Origin of the sequence: Hyalangium gracile, assembly GCF_020103725.1 — a bacterium.
Classification (GTDB): domain Bacteria; phylum Myxococcota; class Myxococcia; order Myxococcales; family Myxococcaceae; genus Hyalangium; species Hyalangium gracile.
On the sequence record NZ_JAHXBG010000025.1, the window covers coordinates 36,682 to 53,786 of the forward strand.

A 17,105-nucleotide genomic window follows, 5' to 3' on the forward strand; every position below is an offset into this window, starting at 1 on the left:
CGTGGGATGCAGTTACGAACCGGGGTCCCGTGCTGAGCGAGACGAATGCCCTCGGTCCCCCCCGAGTGTCTCCCAGCCCACCGCACTCCCGATCACCACCCACCATCGTCTCCGACCGCGGCCGGAGACAGGCAGTGCTGGTAGTTAATGCCGGGAATGCCGCACGGAAGTGATCAGCACTTCAGGGCACCCTCTGTGTTCACCAGGAAATCGGTTTTCTCCGATTCCGAGATCAGCCCGCGAGCGCGAACTCGATGCGGCCGAGCAGCTCGTCGGTGGAGACCACCTTCACCTGGACGGGCATGCCGATGGTGAACGTCCGCTCCGGCCCGATGAGGGACGTCTCGCGGGCGTCCGGCCGCAAGGGCCCTCCGGGCAGCGCGTCCACCGGCAGCACACCCTCCACCAGCATGTCGTCCAGCTGCACGATGAGCCCGAAGGGCTTCACGCGGGTGATGCGCCCCGGGTAGCTCTTCCCGACGTGCGAGGCCATCAGCCGGGCCTCGAGCACCCGGTGGCGATCCTGCTCGGCGCGGGAGGCACCCCGGGCGCGCGTGTTGATGTGGGTGGCCAGCTGCTCCACCGCCGGATCCTGGTGCGTGAAGTCCCGGCGGCCATGCAGGTACTGCTTGAGGATGCGGTGCACCACCAGGTCCGCGTACCGCCGGATGGGCGAGGTGAAGTGCAGGTACCAGCGCGCCGCCAGGCCGAAGTGCCCCGAGGGCACCACCGTGTAGCGCGCCGGGCCCAGCGAGCGCCGCAGCACCGAGCGCAGCGCCGGCTCCGCCGTGCAGCCGGAGATCTGCCGGTCGAACGCCCCCAGCGCCAGCGGAGACATCCGGCCGCCGAAGCCCGCCGCGAAGCCCGAGTGCTGCGCGAACGCCGCGAAGTCCGCCACCCGCAGCGGATCCGGCTCGTCCTGGACGCGATAGAGGGCCGGCAGGCCGCGCGTGAGCATCCACTCCGCGATGGCCTCGTTGGCGGCCACCATGAAGCGCTCGATCATCTTGTGCGCCGAGGTGGGGTGCTCGTTCTCGATGCCGGAGACCTGGCCCGTCTCCCGGTCGAAGGTGAAGCGCGCCTCCTCGCGCGCCATCTCGATGCCGCCGCGCCCCGCCCGCGCCACCGCCAGCCGCGCCGCGGCCGCGCGGAACCACGGCATCACCTCGCGCACCGGCTCCATGGGCGAGGAGACGATGCTCTTGTCCAGGAAGTCCGCCACCTCGTCGTAGTTCAGCCGCGCCCAGGAGCGGATGATGCTCTCGTACACGTCCGCCGCGGTGACGCGCCCCTCCGCGTCGATGCGCAGCTCCACCGTGAGGCACAGCCGCTCCTCGCCGGGCACCAGGCTCAGCCAGTGCGCGGACAGCTCCTCCGGGAGCATGGGCAGCACGTGGCCGGCCAGGTACACGCTGGTGGCGCGCTCGCGCGCGGCCTGATCCAGCACCGAGCCCTCCGAGACGAACTCCGCCACGTCCGCGATGGACACCAGCAGCCGCAGCGCCCCGTCCGCCCCCGCCGGCAGCACGCAGATGGCGTCGTCGATGTCCCGCGTGGAGGGCGCGTCCACGGTGACGGTGGGCAGCGAGCGGAGATCCCTCCGCGCCCCCACCGTATGGGGCCGGGCCTGGGTGGCTCGGGCCGCCTCGAGCACCTCGGGCGTGAAGGCCCGCCGCAGGCCGTGCCGGGCGATGACGCGCTCGATGGAGCGGTCCGCCCCGGGCTCCAGCTTGTACACGAGCACGCCCTTGCCGTCGGCCACGCGCGCCACCACCGCGTCGCCGGGCTGCACCTCGACGCCGGCCGCGTCCAGCGGCCAGTCGGTGTTCGCCACCTCCTTGTCGATGCGCAGGTGCGGGGCGCCCTTGCGCAGCACCACCTCTCCATAAACCTGCTCGCGCGGACGCTGCACCAGGGAGAGCCCGCTGGCGGACCAGCGCCCATCCGCGGCCTGGCTCACCGTCGCGGACACCACGTCATCGGCGAGGAAGGGCGCCAGCTCCGGCGGTGGGATGAACGCGGAGATCACCTCACCGGCGGGGGCCGGCTGCACACTGAGGAACCCGAACCCGCGGGGATGGACATCAATACGCCCGGTGACATTCCGTGTAGAAGCAGGAAGGCCCGAGGAGGAGGAAGTCTGAGACATGCTTACGAAGTCCTACCAACGAAAAAATCGAGGTGACTGTATAATTACAAGATAATCTGATAGCAGCGTGACTCACGCTACTGATTCATCTTATTTCTTGGCTCCCCCACTTTCCTAGGAGCTGGGAAATGTCGCGTCGTTTCAACTGGAAGAGCGGTCTGCTGCTGGGTGCCATGGTTGCCTTCTCCGGCTGCACCGAGAACAAGGAGCAGGAGCCGGCCCCCGTGGAGCAGCAGGTCGTGGACGCTCGTGGCTGCGCCACCAAGGACCTGAGCCAGACGGAGCGTGAGGCTGTTGAGGCGACGCTCGCGGAGACCCGCAGCGCGGCCGCCGCGGTCGGCTCCATCACGGTGAACGTCTACTGGCACGTCATCAACAACGGCGCGGGTACCGCGTCGGACCTCACGCAGGCGAAGATCGACGGTCAGATCGCGGTGCTGAACGCGGCGTATGCGAACACCCCGTTCCGCTTCGCGCTGGTGTCGGTGTCCCGCACCACCAACGCCACCTGGTACACCGCGACCCACGGCAGCACCGCCGAGTCGCAGATGAAGAACGCGCTGCGCCAGGGCACCGCGGACGACCTGAACATCTACTCCAACAACATGGGCGGCGGCCTGCTGGGCTGGGCGACCTTCCCGTCCTCGTACGCCTCGTCTCCGAAGATGGACGGCGTGGTGCTGCTGTACTCGTCGGTGCCCGGTGGCACGGCGGCTCCGTACAACGAGGGTGACACGGGCACGCACGAGGTCGGCCACTGGCTGGGCCTGTACCACACCTTCCAGGGCGGCTGCGCCAAGAACAACGACGGCGTGAGCGACACCCCGCAGGAGAAGTCGCCTGCCTACGGCTGCCCGGTGGGCCGCGACACCTGCACCCGCGACCCGGGTGCGGACCCCATCTACAACTTCATGGACTACACGGACGACAGCTGCATGAACACGTTCACCGCGGGCCAGAACGCGCGCATGGACTCCATGTGGACGGCGTACCGCCTCGGCAAGTAATCCAGTCGAGCTGACTCACTTCCTGAAACGCCGGGGTGTTCCGCGCACCTCGGCGTTTCTCTTTTGCGGGCTTCGAGCCGCCGGGCGCGCTGGGCCTGGGCCGCTCGGAAGATGCCCGGACACACGGGCGAGCTCGAAAATCCGAAGCATTGCGGCGCGCACGCCTGGCGCCTCGACGGCCGGGAGCCCGAGGGCGCGCGGTGCCTGGCCGCCTCGAGCGGGAATCCCGCCAGGCAGGTGCTGTTGGCCACGCCGCGATGCGTAAACTCTCACTGATCACCTCAGGCCTGTTGGCGGTGTGGCTCCTCTCCGCGTGCGAGGAGGACGCTCCTTCCAAGGAGCCGCCTTCCGCGGAGACGCCCGCCGCCGAGCTCCCATCCCAGGACATCCAGGACACCGCCGGTCCGCTGACCGTGACCAACTGCCGCGTGCTGACCACGGCGGCGGTGAGCGCCAGCGGAGACGACGGCGCCGGCGGCGTGGCGGCCAACTCGCAGGACGACAACCTGACCACCCGCTGGGCCGGGCCGGGCGTGGGCGCGTGGCTGCGGATGGACCTGGGCAGCGTGCAGACGCTGGCGGGGGCGGCCATTGCCTGGCACCAGGGCAACCAGCGCCAGAACCACTTCGTCCTCTCCACGTCCGAGGACGGGACGACCTACACACAGGTGTACGCGGCCGACAGCGCGCTGAACCTCGATGCGCAGACGTACACGTTCGCCCCGCGGCGGGCGCGCTACCTGCGCGTCACCGTCAACGGCAACACCGTCAACGACTGGGCCTCCATCCTCGAGGCACGGGCGTGCGGAGAGCAGACCTCGCAGCCGCCGCCCACGGAGGACACGGGGCCGGCGCTGCCGCGCAGGCCGTACCTGCAGAGCGTGGGGACCACGAGCGCGCTGGTGGCGTTCCGCTCGGCGGTGTCGTGCACGCCCTTCGTGCGCTACGGCCTGGGCACGGACCTGTCCCGCACGGCGACGGCGACGGCGGCCGGCTGGCGGCACGTGGTGAAGCTGACCGGCCTCAGCGCGGGGCAGACGTACAGCTACGTCGTCGAGGCGTGCGGCTCCGTCACGGGCGTGCGGCAGTTCCGCACGGCGACGACGTCGAGCACGCGGAGCATCCACTTCACGGCGATGGGAGACTTCGGCACGGGCGGCTCCTCGCAGGCGCGGGTGCTGGAGCGGCTCGGGCAGTCGAACCTGGCCGGAGAGCTGATGGTGGCGCTGGGCGACAACGCCTACGAGTCCGGCACGGAGCAGGACTTCCAGGACCACATGTTCACGCCCATGGCGGCGCTGCTGCGGCGGGTGCCGCTGTTCGCCAGCCCGGGCAACCACGAGTACGTGACGAACCAGGCCCAGCCCTACCTGGACAACTTCTACCTGCCGGCCAACAACCCGGCGAACACGGAGCGCTACTACTCGTTCGACTGGGGCCCGGTGCACTTCGTGGCGCTGGACTCGAGCTGCGCCATCGGCCTGGCCTCGTCGGACCGCTGCACGCTGGCGGCGCAGAAGAGCTGGGCGGCCGCGGACCTGGCCGCCACGCGCCAGCCGTGGAAGGTGGTGTTCTTCCACCACCCGCCCTGGTCGAGCGGCGCGCATGGCTCGCAGCTGCTGATGCGGCGTGAGTTCGGCCCCATGTTCGAGCAGTACGGGGTGGACGTGGTGCTCACGGGCCACGACCACAACTACGAGCGCTCCAAGCCGATGGTGGGCAGCGGCGTGGCGCCCTCGGGCAGCCGGGGCGTCGTCTACCTGGTGGTGGGCAGCGGCGGCGCCAGCCTCCGGAGCTTCCCGATCGCGCAGCCGAGCTGGACGGCGTACCGCAACAATACGGACGCGGGCTACCTGGACGTGAAGGTGAACGGCGGCACGCTGGTGGCGCAGTTCCTCAACGCGAGCGGCGCCATCAAGGACACCTTCACGCTGACGAAGACGATCCCGGCCTCCGTGGAGGCTCCGGGCAGTGTCTCGGCCTCGTCGCTGGAGACGCCTCCGGGCCCGGTGGACGATCCGGCCCGCGAGCCGGCGGGGCTGCGCTTCGAGAAGGTGCTGCCTCCGGCGGACACGCCGGAGTCGGTGGCGGACCACGACGAGCCGTCTCACTGAGCCTCGTCGTCCTGGCAAGGTGCCTGCCTGGGGAGCGGGCACCTCTTGCAGCCATAGAGGTGCCTCCGCGCATCACCGTGCGGCTCACCACGCGCAGCAGCTTCACCGAGGGAGGTGCTCGCGCGTCGCCCCCTTCCTGCGGACAGGGGCCGCTTGGGCCTGTGGAGCGCGCCAGGAGACGCGCAGCAGCCTCCTTCAGCGCGGAGCGACGCGCCCGCCGATCTCCGGGAAGCGCTCGTAGGCCCGCTTCAGCGCGTCCAAGTGGGTGGGGTCGTCGTAATCGAGGGGGGCATCCGTGAGTTGCACGACCCATCCGCCCGAAGGCGTGCGCCGCGCCCGCGTGAGCAACTCCGCGTCGCGAGCAGGATCCGGGAACCCGATGGCCTGCGCGGCAGCGGCCGACCAGTAGTTCAGCCACCCAAGGCACCAGGGAATCTCAGGCGCGGAGAGCTTCTGTGGAAGGTTGAGCATGGGAAGCCCACGCGGTGAGAACTCTGGTGCATGAGTCGAGCGGCGGACCTGCTCCGCGACTTTCGAGCCGAAACCGTACGGCGACGCATGCCCCCAGAACGCGCGGGCACCATCCGCCACGCCCTCGAGCACAGCCGCCGCTGCCGCGATCACGGGCTCGTCCAGTGGCAGTTCTGCATGCACTTCAGACAGGGACTGACCGCCTGGGCTGAGGAGTCCAGGTCTTCCCCTCCCGTTGACCGTGACGGGGTAACTCTCGTCCCCGTTGCACAGAAGAGGGAATTTCCCGTCCTGCGTCCTTTCCACGAGCCACGCATCGCGCTGCGGCAATGCGATGGGGCGTGCTCCTTTGCCTACTTCCCACTCCAGGCGCAGGCCGGGGAGCGCCTCTTCCATCCCATGGACGACAGCGAGCGTGCGGCTGTCTTTGCCCACGAGCGCAGGCGCGTAGACAATGAGGGTGAGGGCTCTAGGTCTGGTCATCGTCTGCACCCCGTGACGACGACATCAAGTGAGAAATCCGCCTCGAGCAGCGCGTCTTTGTGCGCTTGGGTGCTCACCCCGATGATGAAGTCATATCCACATGCCTCCGCGGTTCTTCGCTCCCTTTGTATTTGCTCCAACTCCTTCTCGAGCTCTCGCCTCCGGATGAAGTCAGGATATGTGTCAAATCGATGTGTTTTGATCTCCCACAGCACGCGCACGCCGACTTGCAGAGCATCGAATCGCTCACCGCCCACGAATACGTCCATGCCGGGATAGCGGTTGGGCGGAAACCTATCGGCGCACTCGTTATGCGGGACATCCTGGCCCGCGTGCCGCACCGGGATTGGCTTGCACTCCGGGGGCTCCCTGGGATCGGATGGTATGGGCGGGAAGGTGTCTCCGGTCGGTGAGCCCTTTGGCTTCGGCGCTCGGTTCGCCAAAGGTTCTTTCGCAGGCCGCGTTTGAGTCTTGGGCTTCGCACGCTCACGGGCTGCGTTCCGCTGGTAAACATCAATCCCCTCTTGTATGGCGGCTGCAACCACCACCGCGCCAATCACAACCACTGCTCCGGTTACGACTGCCGGTGACGCAAAGATACAGAGGGCCACGGCCGCGGGAACTGCTGCGGCCGCGGGGGCAGAGGCGACAGCGCATTTCCCGGTGACATCACGAAACCTGACCCTGTCGCGGTCGAGAGTGTGAAAGCACCTCTCCGCCAGGATAGGCCATTCGTTAGAGGCTTCGCGCACGACGCAATGCCCGTCATCCGTCCAGGGGTACTCCGCTGCCCGCTGAAGGTTGGCGTACCTCGGACTCGGGTCCTCCCACTCTCCCGGGCTCGCATCCATCGTGGCGCAGGCCGAGAGAAGGAGCAGGAACAGGGGGGCGCCGCACGTTCGCTGGAGCATGGAAGGTCCTTTCAATCAAGCGAGGTGCTGCGGGTCAAGGCTACGCCGGTTCTCCGCTGGAGCGGATCAGCACGCCCCGGCAGCGAGAGCCGATGGAGGAGCGCCCGCGTCCGACAGCTCCGCCCATGGGAGGCGCGCTCCCGGACGGCCTCTTCATATGCGCTTCACCTCCCCGGCCTCCTGCTACTTGCCCACTCGTGCAACCAAGGGCTCCCCGCGAGTTGGTGACACACTCGCTTGCCCGCTACCACTCACGAAATGAGGCGCACTCCCCCGCAGTGCTCGCTGTTCTCACTACCGTCGCCGCGCTCGTGGTCCCCAGGCTCCAAGCCATTGCAGTGGCAGTTGGCATCCTCACCCCCGCCGTGGCGATCTTCACCCTCATCCTCCGGACGTTCCGCACTGCCGCTCACCGCCGCTGGACTGAGCAACAGGAGGACGTTCTTCGCGAAGGTGGCCGTAGCTTCAAGCTTCAGGTGCTCCGCAAGGACCGTGCATCTCTTCAGTGGGCAAGCGCTGAAGGGCGCCTGCTCGTCACGAAGGACGCCCCTTGGGGTTGGTATGTCGTGCTCGAGACCAAACTCCCACCGAAGAGCCCAGGCACTTGAGACTCTGATGCGAGAAGCACCCTCTACAGGGCTGTTTTGCATCTCAAGCGGGAGGTGACGGTGGAACTGCTGGCCGCTTGGTGCGAGCACGCCAGCCAGCCTGATGAGGGGCTGCTGCTCAATGCCAGTTCTTCGTTGAGCGATGAGGCACGCTGGCAGGAGGAGCGCACCCAGTGGGTCGAGCGGGAGTACGACCTGCTGAGACTGGCGGTATGAGGAGCAGACCGGCCCGGCCACATGCCGCTGCTGGTGGCATGGGAGAAGGTCTTCCTGGGGCTGGCAGCAGCTCTGCTGCCGGCGCTGCTCAAGGCCGCCGATGAGCCGCTGCTCGACCGCCGGCTCCGGTGCGCGACGCACGCACCGCCCCCGAGTCCCCGCCGCCTGCCGGGGAGCAGCCCGTGTCGGGCCAGAACGCCAGCAACTGGTATGCTTGTCATACCAGTTCGCAACCAGTCGGGCCGACAGGCGGCGGCCAGGGCCACGAGGAGCGGGGCGCCAATGTGTGTGCCACTTCGAGAGTGGGTTGGCACACGGCCGGTGTGGCAGCCCCTGGCCGCAGGGCCATGGCGCCGGCGCCCGAGATAGGCATGATGCGTCGGGAAAGGTGTCGGAACTCGCGCGTCAGGGTTGACGTGGCGGGGAGGAGTGCCGACCTTGCCTCCCCACTACCCACTCCTTATGTCCCGGGCATTCCGACGCAGGGCCATCATCCTCCTCAGCATCCTCGTTGGCGGCGCGGTGGGTGCCGCGAGCTTCACGTTCGCCTATGCCAAGGGGACCTCCTACCTGACGGATGACCCGGCGGCGTGCGCCAACTGCCATGTGATGAACGAGCAGTACGCGGGCTGGCGCAAGGCCAGCCACCGCCACGTGGCCGTCTGCAACGACTGCCATGCCCCGAAGGCCTTCCTGGGCAAGTACGCGACGAAGGCCCTCAACGGCTGGCATCACTCGGTGGCCTTCACGACCGGGGACTTCCACGAGCCCATCCGCATCACCGCGCGCAACCGCGAGGTGACCGAGGGCCAGTGCCGCGCCTGCCATGAGGACATCGTCCAGGCCATCGATCCGGCGCATGGCCAGGCCCCCGCGGGAGCCTCCACTCCCGCCGCGCAAGAGCCCATCTCCTGCATCCGCTGCCACGCCTCGGTGGGTCACCCCGAGGAGTGAATTCCTGGAGAGAACCCACTGTGTCCTCGACCGCTCCCTCCGAAGCCCGAAGCCTCCGACGCCGCGTGCTGGCGCTCTACATCGCCGTGGGGCTCGTCTCCGCGCTGGCCATCGTGCTGGTCATCGCCCTGCTCATCAACATCTCCCAACGCAAGCACGAGGCGAAGAACCCCTTCTTCCGCGTGGTGGAGCTGACCGACGACACGGTGGACCCGGAGGTGTGGGGCAAGAACTTCCCCCTCCAGTACGACGGGTACAAGCGCACCGTGGATCAGGTGCGCACGCGCTACGGCGGCAGCGAGGCGGTGCCCCGTACGCCCACCAAGGCCGACCCGCGCACGGTGGTGGCGCAGAGCCGCCTGGAGGAGGACCCGCGGCTGAAGACGATGTGGGCCGGCTATGCCTTCGCCAAGGACTTCCGCGAGGAGCGCGGCCACGCGCACATGCTGGAGGACCAGCTCTTCACCGAGCGCCAGCAGGTGACGCAGCAGCCGGGCACCTGCCTCAACTGCCACGCCTCCGTGTACACCGCGTACAAGAAGCTGGGCGACGGGGACCTGAAGAAGGGCTTCGAGAAGCTCAACGCGATGCCGTACTTCGAGGCCCGCAGGAACGTGGAGCACCCGGTGTCCTGCATCGACTGCCATGACCCGGCGACGATGCAGCTGCGCGTCACCCGGGTGGCCTTCATGGAGGGCATGGCGCGGCTCAAGGCCTCGCAGGGCATCCAGAACTACGACGTGAACCGGGACGCCACGCGCCAGGAGATGCGCGCCTTCGTCTGCGGCCAGTGCCACGACGAGTACTACTTCCAGGGCAAGGAGAAGCGCCTGACGTACCCGTGGGACAAGGGGCTGAAGATCGAGAACATCCTCGCCTACTACGAGGAGAACGGGCACAAGGACTGGACGCACGCGGAGACGGGGGCGCCAGCGCTCAAGGCGCAGCACCCGGAGTTCGAGCTGTGGAACCAGGGCATCCACGCGCGCTCGGGCGTGGCATGCGCCGACTGCCACATGCCCTACGAGCGCGTGGGCGCGCTGAAGATCAGCGACCACCACGTGCGCAGCCCGCTGCTGAACATCAACCGGGCGTGCCAGCCCTGCCATCACTTCTCCGAGGAGGAACTGCGCTCGCGGGCGGAGGCCATCCAGGAGCGGACCTTCAACCTGCGCAACCAGGCGATGGATGCGCTGGTGGGGCTCATCGAGGACACGAAGGCGGCGCGCGCGGCGGGCAAGTCGGAGGCGGAGCTGGCGCCCGTGCATGCGCTGCAGCGGCGCGCGCAGTTCATGCTGGACTTCATCGAGGCGGAGAACTCCATGGGGTTCCACGCGCCGCAGGAGGCCGCCCGCATCCTCGCCGAGTCCGCGAACATCTCCCGGCAGGGGCAGATCCTCCTGAGGGATCCGAAGTTCCAGCCGCAGCTGCCGGGCCAGCCTCCGCCGAAGGCCGGGGACGCGAGCGCGGCCCCGGGCAACCCTGCCTCCTCCACGCCGGAGAAGCCCGCCTCCCACTGAGGCTTCTCCAGCGTGCCGCGTCAGCGGGGCTCCACTCTCCCGCCGGGCTGGAGGAAGCGGTCCACCTGTGCGCGACCGGCCGCGTCGCGCCGCACGCCCTCGTGGACGGGGTTGTCCTGAGCGGGCAGGTCCGCGACGGTGCCCGGCAGCGGCTCCGGGAGCTGGAAGTCGAACTGCACCAGCGCCGAGCCCTCCAGCGCTCCCGGCTCACGCGGGAGCGCCGGCACCTCGCGCGTGGCGGGCAGCTGCTGAACCAGGCCCAGGGCGCGGGCGTGCAGCTCGGTGGCCACGTTGGGCACCTGGGCGTCTCCCAGCCCGTACTGCACGAGCAGCCTGCGCTGCTCGGGCGCGCCAGGGTAGGGCGACGTCAGGACGTGGGGCGCGTAGGTGAGGGGATCGATGCGGTCGAAGCCCGTCTGCAGCAGGGCGGCGAACTTCTGCTGGTCGAGCGCGTCGGGCACGGTCTGGGCGATGGTGCCCAGGAACATCCCGAAGGGCCGGGCCCGGAACATCATCAGCGTGAAGTCCGCTCCTCCCACGCTCAGCACGGCGCGCGCGATGTGCGGACTGAGCGCCAGGTACGTGCCACCGAGGATGTGGCCCTGGCTGATCCCGTAGAAGTACGTCTGCTCCGGGTCGTACACGAGCACCCCGTCGTCCTTCAGGGCCGCCACGTCCTTGAGCGTGGTGCGAGCCGCGTAGGTGACGGCCAGCTGGTTGACCATCGCCTGGTGCACGCGGTCGGTGAAGCGCAGCGTCTGGCTCGGGTTCTGGCCCATGGCGGCCAGCACGCCCGGAGCGTCCGCGGTGGACATGCCCCACCAGTCCACCGTCACCACCACCATCTTCGTGGCCTGGATGAAGGGCCGCACGAAGCTGCCGTCCGCCTCACCCCGGCCGCCGAAGAAGCCATGGCCGAACTGGAGCAGGCGCACCGGGGCGACCGACTGCCCCCAGACGCTGCGAGGAATCTGCAGCGTGAAGGGCACCTCCGCCTCGCCGTTCTGTCGCACGCGGCCTCGAGCGTCCCGGGCGAGCAGCGCGCCCGGCTGGTCGTTCTCCATGAAGAGCGGCACGCGCAGGGTGCCGGTGATGCGCCGGGCGATGTTCGCGTCCACGTCATCCTTCACCTCGCTCACCGTGACCGCGGGCGGGGTGGTCGCCAGCGCCATGCTGGCGAGGTGCCGCACGTCGAGCATGTCCCTCGTCACGTTCTCCTGTGACTGGGTGGTGAAGTCCCACGCGAGCTGCAGCTCGGAGCGAGGGATGCCCGCGGCCTCCAGCACCGGGAAGATCTCCAGGTCGTAGCGCCGGGCGACGGGCTCCAGGATCGGATCCCCCTTCGTCACTCCGTCCCGGATGCGGCGGAAGCCCTCGGGTGTGGGGACCGGGCTTCCATCCTTCGCCTTCAGCCCGCGCAGGGCGACGATGTAGCGGGCCTGGTTGCGCAGCCGGACGAGCGGCCGGAGGATCAGCGCGCGGCGCTCGTCGCTCGGCGCCCGCGGGTCCAGCTCGGCGAGGTGGAGCACGCCCTCACCGCGCTCGACGTCGAGCAGCACCGTGGCGCCGTCCTTCGCGGCGCTGGGGCTGCGGACGGAGGGCAGCTGGGTGGCGTCCACGCCCCCCCGGAAGAGGGCGAGGATCTGCGTGCCGTGAGACCAGCCGTCCGCCGGGTGCAGGTCCGTGAAGTCGAAGAGCGCCCCGCTTTGCGCCTTCAGCTTCACGTCCTCGGTGAACTGGACGCGGCGTCCCGAAGGCAGGGTCGGGTCCTTCGCGAGGAAGCGGTCCGACGGGAAGGGCAGGAGGCAGTCATGCTCCGCGGCGATGGGGTTGCACCCCTCCGGCACCTCGAGGGGGGGCAGGGGCGGCGTCGTCTCCTCCTTCTCCGAGCAGCCCGTCCCCAGCAGCAGCAGCCCCAGCAGCCCGGTGCAGCTTCCTCGCATCCAGTTCCTCATGGGTTCATGACTCCTTCGTGTGAGAGCGCGCCCCAGGGCGGCGAGCGCTGGATGTAACCGGTTTTTTCGGTCCTGCGTACACAGGAGCAGAACGTCGCCGCCCTGGCGACGGAATCTCCCCTTCCCATTCTGGAGCCGAGCCATGATCAACCTGAACGCTGGACGTGTATCCGCCCTCTTCCTCTCCGCGCTGCTGGGCGCCGGCTGTGGCGGCGAGGAGGCCGTCGAGGAGCCCCAGAACGCCGACGGCTCCACCACCTTCAAGGTCCGGCTGGAGAACGTGGCCCGGTTCAACCAGCTCAAGTCCGGCGTCTACAACACGCGGGTGGGTGGCACCGCCCCCGGTCCGCTGGCCCCGGGCGAGGCGTATGAGTTCTCCTTCACCGCGGGTCGGGGTCAGAAGCTCTCGTTCGCGTCGATGCTGGGCCAGTCCAACGACTGGATCTTCGCCACCCCGCCGGGCGGCATCGAGCTGTACGAGAACGGCTATCCCATCTCCAAGGACGTCACCTCGAGCATCTCCCTCTGGGACGTCGGCACCGAGGCGGACGAGGAGCCAGGGGTGGGCGCGCACACCGGCCCCAACCAGGCCTCCTCGATCGACGGGCCGGGCGCTCCCGACTCGGACCCGAGCGTGCGCAGGGTGATGCCGCTGACGCGGCTGGCCAATGGCACCTCGTTCAACGTGCCGCCGGTGGCGTCGATGATCAAGGTCTCCGTCCACTCGGACGTCCTCTCCCGCCGGTTCACCGTGCGCATCGAGAACGTGGCGAACGACTCCTCCACGCTGCAGACGTCCAGGGGCGCCCGTCCGGTGCGCATCTCCCCGGGCGTGTGGGCGCTGGCCACGAGCGGCGAGCCGCTCTTCACCGAGGGCAAGGCGGACCGCGGTCTGGGGCTCGAGGCCATCGCGGAGTCGGGCGCGGTGACGCAGCTGGCGTCCGAGCTGACCAGCGGCACGGGCGCGGCCACGCCGCTGTCTCCGGGCGTCTTCGTGGTGCACCGCGCCGCCGGCCCGATGTACCGCCTGGGCGAGGCCGACCGCGGCATGGGCCTGGAGCGCATCGCCGAGGAGGGCAACCCCGCCACGCTGGCCCAGGCGCTGAGTGAGTTTCTGCCGGTGGGGACGAAGAGCGGCACCTTCACCGCTCCGGACGGGGACTACGGCACCATGCCGCTGACGCCGGGCCTGGCCTACTCCTTCGAGGTGAAGGCCTTCCCGGGGGACCGCCTCTCGCTGGTGACGATGTACGGCATGTCCAACGACTGGTTCTTCGGCACCGCGCCGGAAGGCATCGCGCTGTTCGACGCGGCGGGCATGCCGCTCACCGGCGACGCCACCGCGATGATCCACCTCTATGACCTGGGCTCCGAGCTGTCCGAGGAGCCGGGGGTGGGCGCGAACATCGCCCCGCAGCAGCCCGCGCCGAACACCGGCGCGGCGGACACCGACAACAAGGTCCGCGAGGTCTCCTCCTCGGTCTACGGCACGCCGGTGCCGCGGCACCTGAAGCTGACCATCAGCCGCTGAGCCGTCCGAGGCCGCGCGTTGGAGCCTCTCAGTCCACGCGCGCGGCCCGCCAGGCGCTGAGTACCCAGAGCTGCACGCCGACCATGAGCGCGGTGACGAGGAACATCACCCACGTCATCGCGGAGGCGTAGCCGAGGCGCAGGTACTCGAAGCCGTTCTGGTAGAGGTAGAGGGGCAGGAAGGTGGTGGCGTAGCGCGGCCCGCCGTGGGTGATGACCAGGGCGGGCACGAACGTCGCCTGGAGGCTGAGCACCACGTCCCGCGCGGCCAGCAGCCCCAGGGTGGGCCACAGCAGGGGCAGCGTCACGCTGCGGAAGGTGTGGAAGGCACTGGAGCCCTCCATCGCGGCCAATTCGTACAGCTCCACGGGCAGCTCGCGGCGCGCGGCGAGCAGGACGACGAACATCTCGCCCACCTGGAACAGGGTCAGCAGCGCCAGCGAGCCGCGCGCCCCCCACGTCGTGAGCAGCCACCCGGAGCCTGGCCCGGTGAGCTCCAGGATGGAGGAGAGCGGTCCATAGAGCGGGTTGAGCAGCCACAGCCACAGCAGCGCGTAGGCGATGTCGGGCACCACCGAGGGCAGGAACACCGCCGCCCGCGCCACCTGGCCGCCCCGGGAGAGGGCCAGCGCCAGCCCCAGCGCCAGGAGCAGCCGGGCCGGGACGGTGAGCGCGGCGAAGAGGAGCGAGTTGTTCAGCGCCGTCCAGAACAGCGGATCGTTCCACAGCCGGGTGAACTGGGTGAGCCCCACGAAGCGAGGAGGGCTCAGCGCGTCATACTCGGTGAAGGCCAGCCCCAGCGTCAGCAGCGCGGGCAGCCCCACGAGCACCAGCGCCGCGACGAGGAAGGGCAGGGCGAGCAGGCTCAGTCCACGCCTCATGAATGCCGCCCCCGCCCCATCACCGTCCCAGCCATCCCTGGCCTCGCTCCTCTCCGAGGAAGGCCCCCTGCGCTCCGAGGAAGGCGATGACGGCGGGCACGGTGATGACCACCGCGCCGGCGAGCAGCACGGGCCACTGGGTGGAGCCGAGCAGCTCCAGCGAGTGCAGCGCCAGGGGCGCGGTCAGCGACTCCTCGCCCCGGAGGTACAGCAGCGGATCGATGAAGCTGCTCCAGAAGAGGGCGAAGGCCAGCAGCCCCACGGCCGCGCTGGTGGGGCGCACCAGGGGCATGGCCACGCGGGCCCAGAGCCGCCACGGGCTGGCCCCCTCCAGCCACGCCGCTTCGAGGATGTCCGAGGGGATGCGCCGGAAGGCGACGGCGTAGAGGAGCACGAAGAGGGGGCTGCCGCCCATGAGCGCGGGAGCCACCAGCGGGATGGGCGTGTTGGTGAGGCCCAGCTCCTTGAAGACGGCGAAGCGGGTGATCCACAGCGCGGTGCCGGGCACCATGACCAGGCCCAGCACGGCGGCCACCAGCAGGCGCCTGCGCCACCCGGACGACTGAGCCAGCGCGAGCCCGGCCCACGAGGCGGTGATGACACTGAGTGGCACCGCCACCGCGCAGATGAGCATGGAGTTGAGGACCGCGACGTCGAAGGGCACGAGCCGGAAGGCCGTGGTGTAGGCGGTGAGCCCGGGCTCCGCCGGCAGCAGCTCGATGCCACGAGGAGGGGGCAGCCCCGGGGCGCGCAGGGAGCCGGTCACCATCACGACCAGGGGCGCCAGGAAGACGGCGGCCACCAGTCCGGTGGCGACGGTCCGCGGCAGGCCGAGGCGTGCCCCTCCTCTCATCTCCTACCGCCTCACCTTGGAGGGAGCGAGGAGGCCCACCGTGGCCTCGTCGAGCTCGTACCCGAGCGTCGTCACCTCATCGCGGCGCCGGAGCAGGTGCTTCGCGGAGCCGCCGGGGCCTTGCTCCGGGTCGGCGGGCGCCGAGGGATCCCGGAGCAGGGTGCCTCCCTCGGGCACGGTGTAGAACCACTCCTCCACGATGGGGTCAGCGCGGGTCTCCAGCTCGTTCCACTCGGGGGTGCTCGGCAGCCGGCGGATGGTGGGGATGGAGTCCAGGAAGACGCGGGCGGAGGCGGGGCGCTGGCTGGGATCGAGGAAGGCGGGGCTCTCGGCCACCTTGCGCAGCGAGGGCACGGTGCGGCCGGTGTGGGCGATGAGCTCGGCGCCCACGGGCCCGAGCGCGAACTCCACGAAGCGGAAGGCCTGGTCCTTCACCTTCGAGTCGCGGGCCATGCAGTAGGCGTCCGAGTGGAGCACGGTGGCGGCGGCGCGGTTCCTGGGCAGGGGCGCCACGTCCCAGTCCAGGGCCTGCACCGAGCGCAGGGTCGGCACCAGCCGACGGCTCTGCAGCAGCATGCCGAGGCGGCCGGCCATGAAGCGCGCCTCCAGGTCCTCCGACTTCGCCTCCTCCAGCGAGGGCGTCACGCGGTGCACGCGCTGGAGCTCGAGCACGAAGCGCAGGGCGTCCTGGGAGGGCTGGGTCAGCAGCAGGAACCGCGTGGGGCGCTGCAGGTTGTCCACCACGTCACCGCCGGCCTGCCAGAGGAAGGGCGCCAGCCGCGCGAGGGTGGGCTCCATCCCCAGGCCATGGATGTCGTTCCTGCCGTCTCCATCCGTGTCCTGGGTGAGCGCCTTCGCCGCCTGCCGGAAGTCCTCCCACGTCCAGTCGCGCGTGGGCAGCGGCACCTTGAAGCGCTGGAAGAGGCCCCGGTTGTAATAGACGACGAGGCTGGAGATGTTCTGCGGCAGGCAGGTGAGGGTGCCCTGGTAGCGGAACGCCTCCACGGTGGCGGGGTACAGGTCCGCCTCCTTCAGCGCGGTGCTCTTCTCCAGGCGCATGCCCAGGGGCTCGAGCACGCCCTTGCCGGCGAACTGCGCGTAGCGCCGGTAGTTGAGCAGGAAGAGATCCGGCGGCGTCCCACCCGAGAACCCCGTGGTGAGCTTCACCATGTGGTCCTTCTGCTTGCCGATGGGGATCAGCCGAACCTTCACGTCGGGGTTCCTCGCCTCGAAGGTGGCGATGAGCTGGCGGTAGGCGTCGACCTCGATGGGATCGCCGAAGAGCTGGAGGGTGACCTCCGCGCTGGCGGTACTCGGCGCGTCGGGAGGGCGGGTGTCGCTCGGGGGGGCCGCTGGCGCTGCCTTGGAGTCGTCCGCCTCCTTCTTGCACCCACCCAGCAGCGCCGCGAGCGCGAGGCTCCACATCACCGTCCAGGCCGTCCGCTTCATCTCT

Annotated in this window: 13 protein-coding genes; 6 read left to right on the plus strand and 7 right to left on the minus strand. The window is 69.6% G+C overall.

Annotated features, from left to right (window positions below; translation table 11 throughout):
• Positions 1–232: 232 nt before the first annotated feature.
• On the minus strand, positions 233–2,149 hold the full coding sequence (locus KY572_RS36560; RefSeq protein ID WP_224248334.1) for a ribonuclease R family protein: 1,917 nt from the start codon (positions 2,147–2,149) through the stop codon (positions 233–235).
• Between the two features lie 128 nt (positions 2,150–2,277).
• Between KY572_RS36560 and KY572_RS36565 the strand changes: the two genes are divergently transcribed.
• Positions 2,278–3,156, plus strand: coding sequence for a zinc metalloprotease (locus KY572_RS36565; RefSeq protein ID WP_224248335.1), 879 nt, complete (start codon positions 2,278–2,280; stop codon positions 3,154–3,156).
• A gap of 257 nt (positions 3,157–3,413) precedes the next feature.
• On the plus strand, positions 3,414–5,270 hold the full coding sequence (locus KY572_RS36570) for a discoidin domain-containing protein (RefSeq protein ID WP_224248336.1): 1,857 nt from the start codon (positions 3,414–3,416) through the stop codon (positions 5,268–5,270).
• Between the two features lie 195 nt (positions 5,271–5,465).
• Here KY572_RS36570 and KY572_RS36575 read toward each other — a convergent pair whose 3' ends face one another.
• Entirely contained in the window at positions 5,466–6,224 is a 759-nt protein-coding gene (locus KY572_RS36575; RefSeq protein WP_224248434.1) for a DUF5953 family protein, read from the minus strand.
• Positions 6,221–7,135, minus strand: a complete 915-nt coding sequence (locus KY572_RS36580; RefSeq protein WP_224248337.1) for a DUF6310 domain-containing protein — start codon at positions 7,133–7,135, stop codon at positions 6,221–6,223. The genes KY572_RS36575 and KY572_RS36580 overlap by 4 nt, the downstream gene beginning before the upstream one ends.
• A 668-nt stretch (positions 7,136–7,803) precedes the next feature.
• On the opposite strand from KY572_RS36580, the gene KY572_RS36585 reads away from it, so the two are divergent.
• The 3 genes from KY572_RS36585 (at position 7,804) to KY572_RS36595 (ending at position 10,433) form a co-directional block, all read left to right on the plus strand.
• On the plus strand, positions 7,804–7,959 hold the full coding sequence (locus tag KY572_RS36585; protein ID WP_224248338.1) for a hypothetical protein: 156 nt from the start codon (positions 7,804–7,806) through the stop codon (positions 7,957–7,959).
• A gap of 462 nt (positions 7,960–8,421) precedes the next feature.
• Positions 8,422–8,913, plus strand: coding sequence for a cytochrome c nitrite reductase small subunit (gene nrfH / locus KY572_RS36590; RefSeq protein WP_224248339.1), 492 nt, complete (start codon positions 8,422–8,424; stop codon positions 8,911–8,913).
• A gap of 20 nt (positions 8,914–8,933) precedes the next feature.
• Complete coding sequence (locus tag KY572_RS36595; protein WP_224248340.1) at positions 8,934–10,433, plus strand: ammonia-forming cytochrome c nitrite reductase subunit c552; 1,500 nt, start codon at positions 8,934–8,936, stop codon at positions 10,431–10,433.
• 20 nt (positions 10,434–10,453) lie between these two features.
• Here KY572_RS36595 and KY572_RS36600 read toward each other — a convergent pair whose 3' ends face one another.
• On the minus strand, positions 10,454–12,388 hold the full coding sequence (locus tag KY572_RS36600) for a hypothetical protein (protein ID WP_224248341.1): 1,935 nt from the start codon (positions 12,386–12,388) through the stop codon (positions 10,454–10,456).
• A gap of 142 nt (positions 12,389–12,530) precedes the next feature.
• On the opposite strand from KY572_RS36600, the gene KY572_RS36605 reads away from it, so the two are divergent.
• Positions 12,531–13,919 (plus strand): spondin domain-containing protein, encoded by a 1,389-nt coding sequence (locus KY572_RS36605; RefSeq protein WP_224248342.1) that lies wholly within the window; start codon positions 12,531–12,533, stop codon positions 13,917–13,919.
• 28 nt (positions 13,920–13,947) lie between these two features.
• Here KY572_RS36605 and KY572_RS36610 read toward each other — a convergent pair whose 3' ends face one another.
• From KY572_RS36610 to KY572_RS36620, 3 genes are read right to left on the minus strand one after another with little or no spacing between them, the layout of a single operon-like run.
• The gene (locus KY572_RS36610; RefSeq protein WP_224248343.1) at positions 13,948–14,799 is read right to left on the minus strand and encodes a carbohydrate ABC transporter permease; all 852 of its coding nucleotides are present in this window, start codon (positions 14,797–14,799) and stop codon (positions 13,948–13,950) included.
• 19 nt (positions 14,800–14,818) lie between these two features.
• Complete coding sequence (locus KY572_RS36615) at positions 14,819–15,652, minus strand: carbohydrate ABC transporter permease (RefSeq protein WP_224248344.1); 834 nt, start codon at positions 15,650–15,652, stop codon at positions 14,819–14,821.
• 3 nt (positions 15,653–15,655) lie between these two features.
• Complete coding sequence (locus KY572_RS36620) at positions 15,656–17,101, minus strand: ABC transporter substrate-binding protein (RefSeq protein WP_224248345.1); 1,446 nt, start codon at positions 17,099–17,101, stop codon at positions 15,656–15,658.
• Between the last annotated feature and the right edge of the window lie 4 nt (positions 17,102–17,105).

What these genes read in the sequence shown, in the direction of transcription:
- KY572_RS36620 (WP_224248345.1), bottom strand. Translation starts at nt 17,101, where the DNA reads ATGAAGCGGACGGCCTGGACGGTGATGTGGAGCCTCGCGCTCGCGGCG.
- KY572_RS36615 (WP_224248344.1), bottom strand. Translation starts at nt 15,652, where the DNA reads ATGAGAGGAGGGGCACGCCTCGGCCTGCCGCGGACCGTCGCCACCGGA.
- KY572_RS36580 (WP_224248337.1), bottom strand. Translation starts at nt 7,135, where the DNA reads ATGCTCCAGCGAACGTGCGGCGCCCCCCTGTTCCTGCTCCTTCTCTCG.
- KY572_RS36600 (WP_224248341.1), bottom strand. Translation starts at nt 12,388, where the DNA reads ATGAGGAACTGGATGCGAGGAAGCTGCACCGGGCTGCTGGGGCTGCTG.
- KY572_RS36575 (WP_224248434.1), bottom strand. Translation starts at nt 6,224, where the DNA reads ATGACCAGACCTAGAGCCCTCACCCTCATTGTCTACGCGCCTGCGCTC.
- KY572_RS36570 (WP_224248336.1), top strand. Translation starts at nt 3,414, where the DNA reads ATGCGTAAACTCTCACTGATCACCTCAGGCCTGTTGGCGGTGTGGCTC.
- KY572_RS36565 (WP_224248335.1), top strand. Translation starts at nt 2,278, where the DNA reads ATGTCGCGTCGTTTCAACTGGAAGAGCGGTCTGCTGCTGGGTGCCATG.
- KY572_RS36605 (WP_224248342.1), top strand. Translation starts at nt 12,531, where the DNA reads ATGATCAACCTGAACGCTGGACGTGTATCCGCCCTCTTCCTCTCCGCG.
- KY572_RS36560 (WP_224248334.1), bottom strand. Translation starts at nt 2,149, where the DNA reads ATGTCTCAGACTTCCTCCTCCTCGGGCCTTCCTGCTTCTACACGGAAT.
- KY572_RS36610 (WP_224248343.1), bottom strand. Translation starts at nt 14,799, where the DNA reads ATGAGGCGTGGACTGAGCCTGCTCGCCCTGCCCTTCCTCGTCGCGGCG.
- nrfH (WP_224248339.1), top strand. Translation starts at nt 8,422, where the DNA reads ATGTCCCGGGCATTCCGACGCAGGGCCATCATCCTCCTCAGCATCCTC.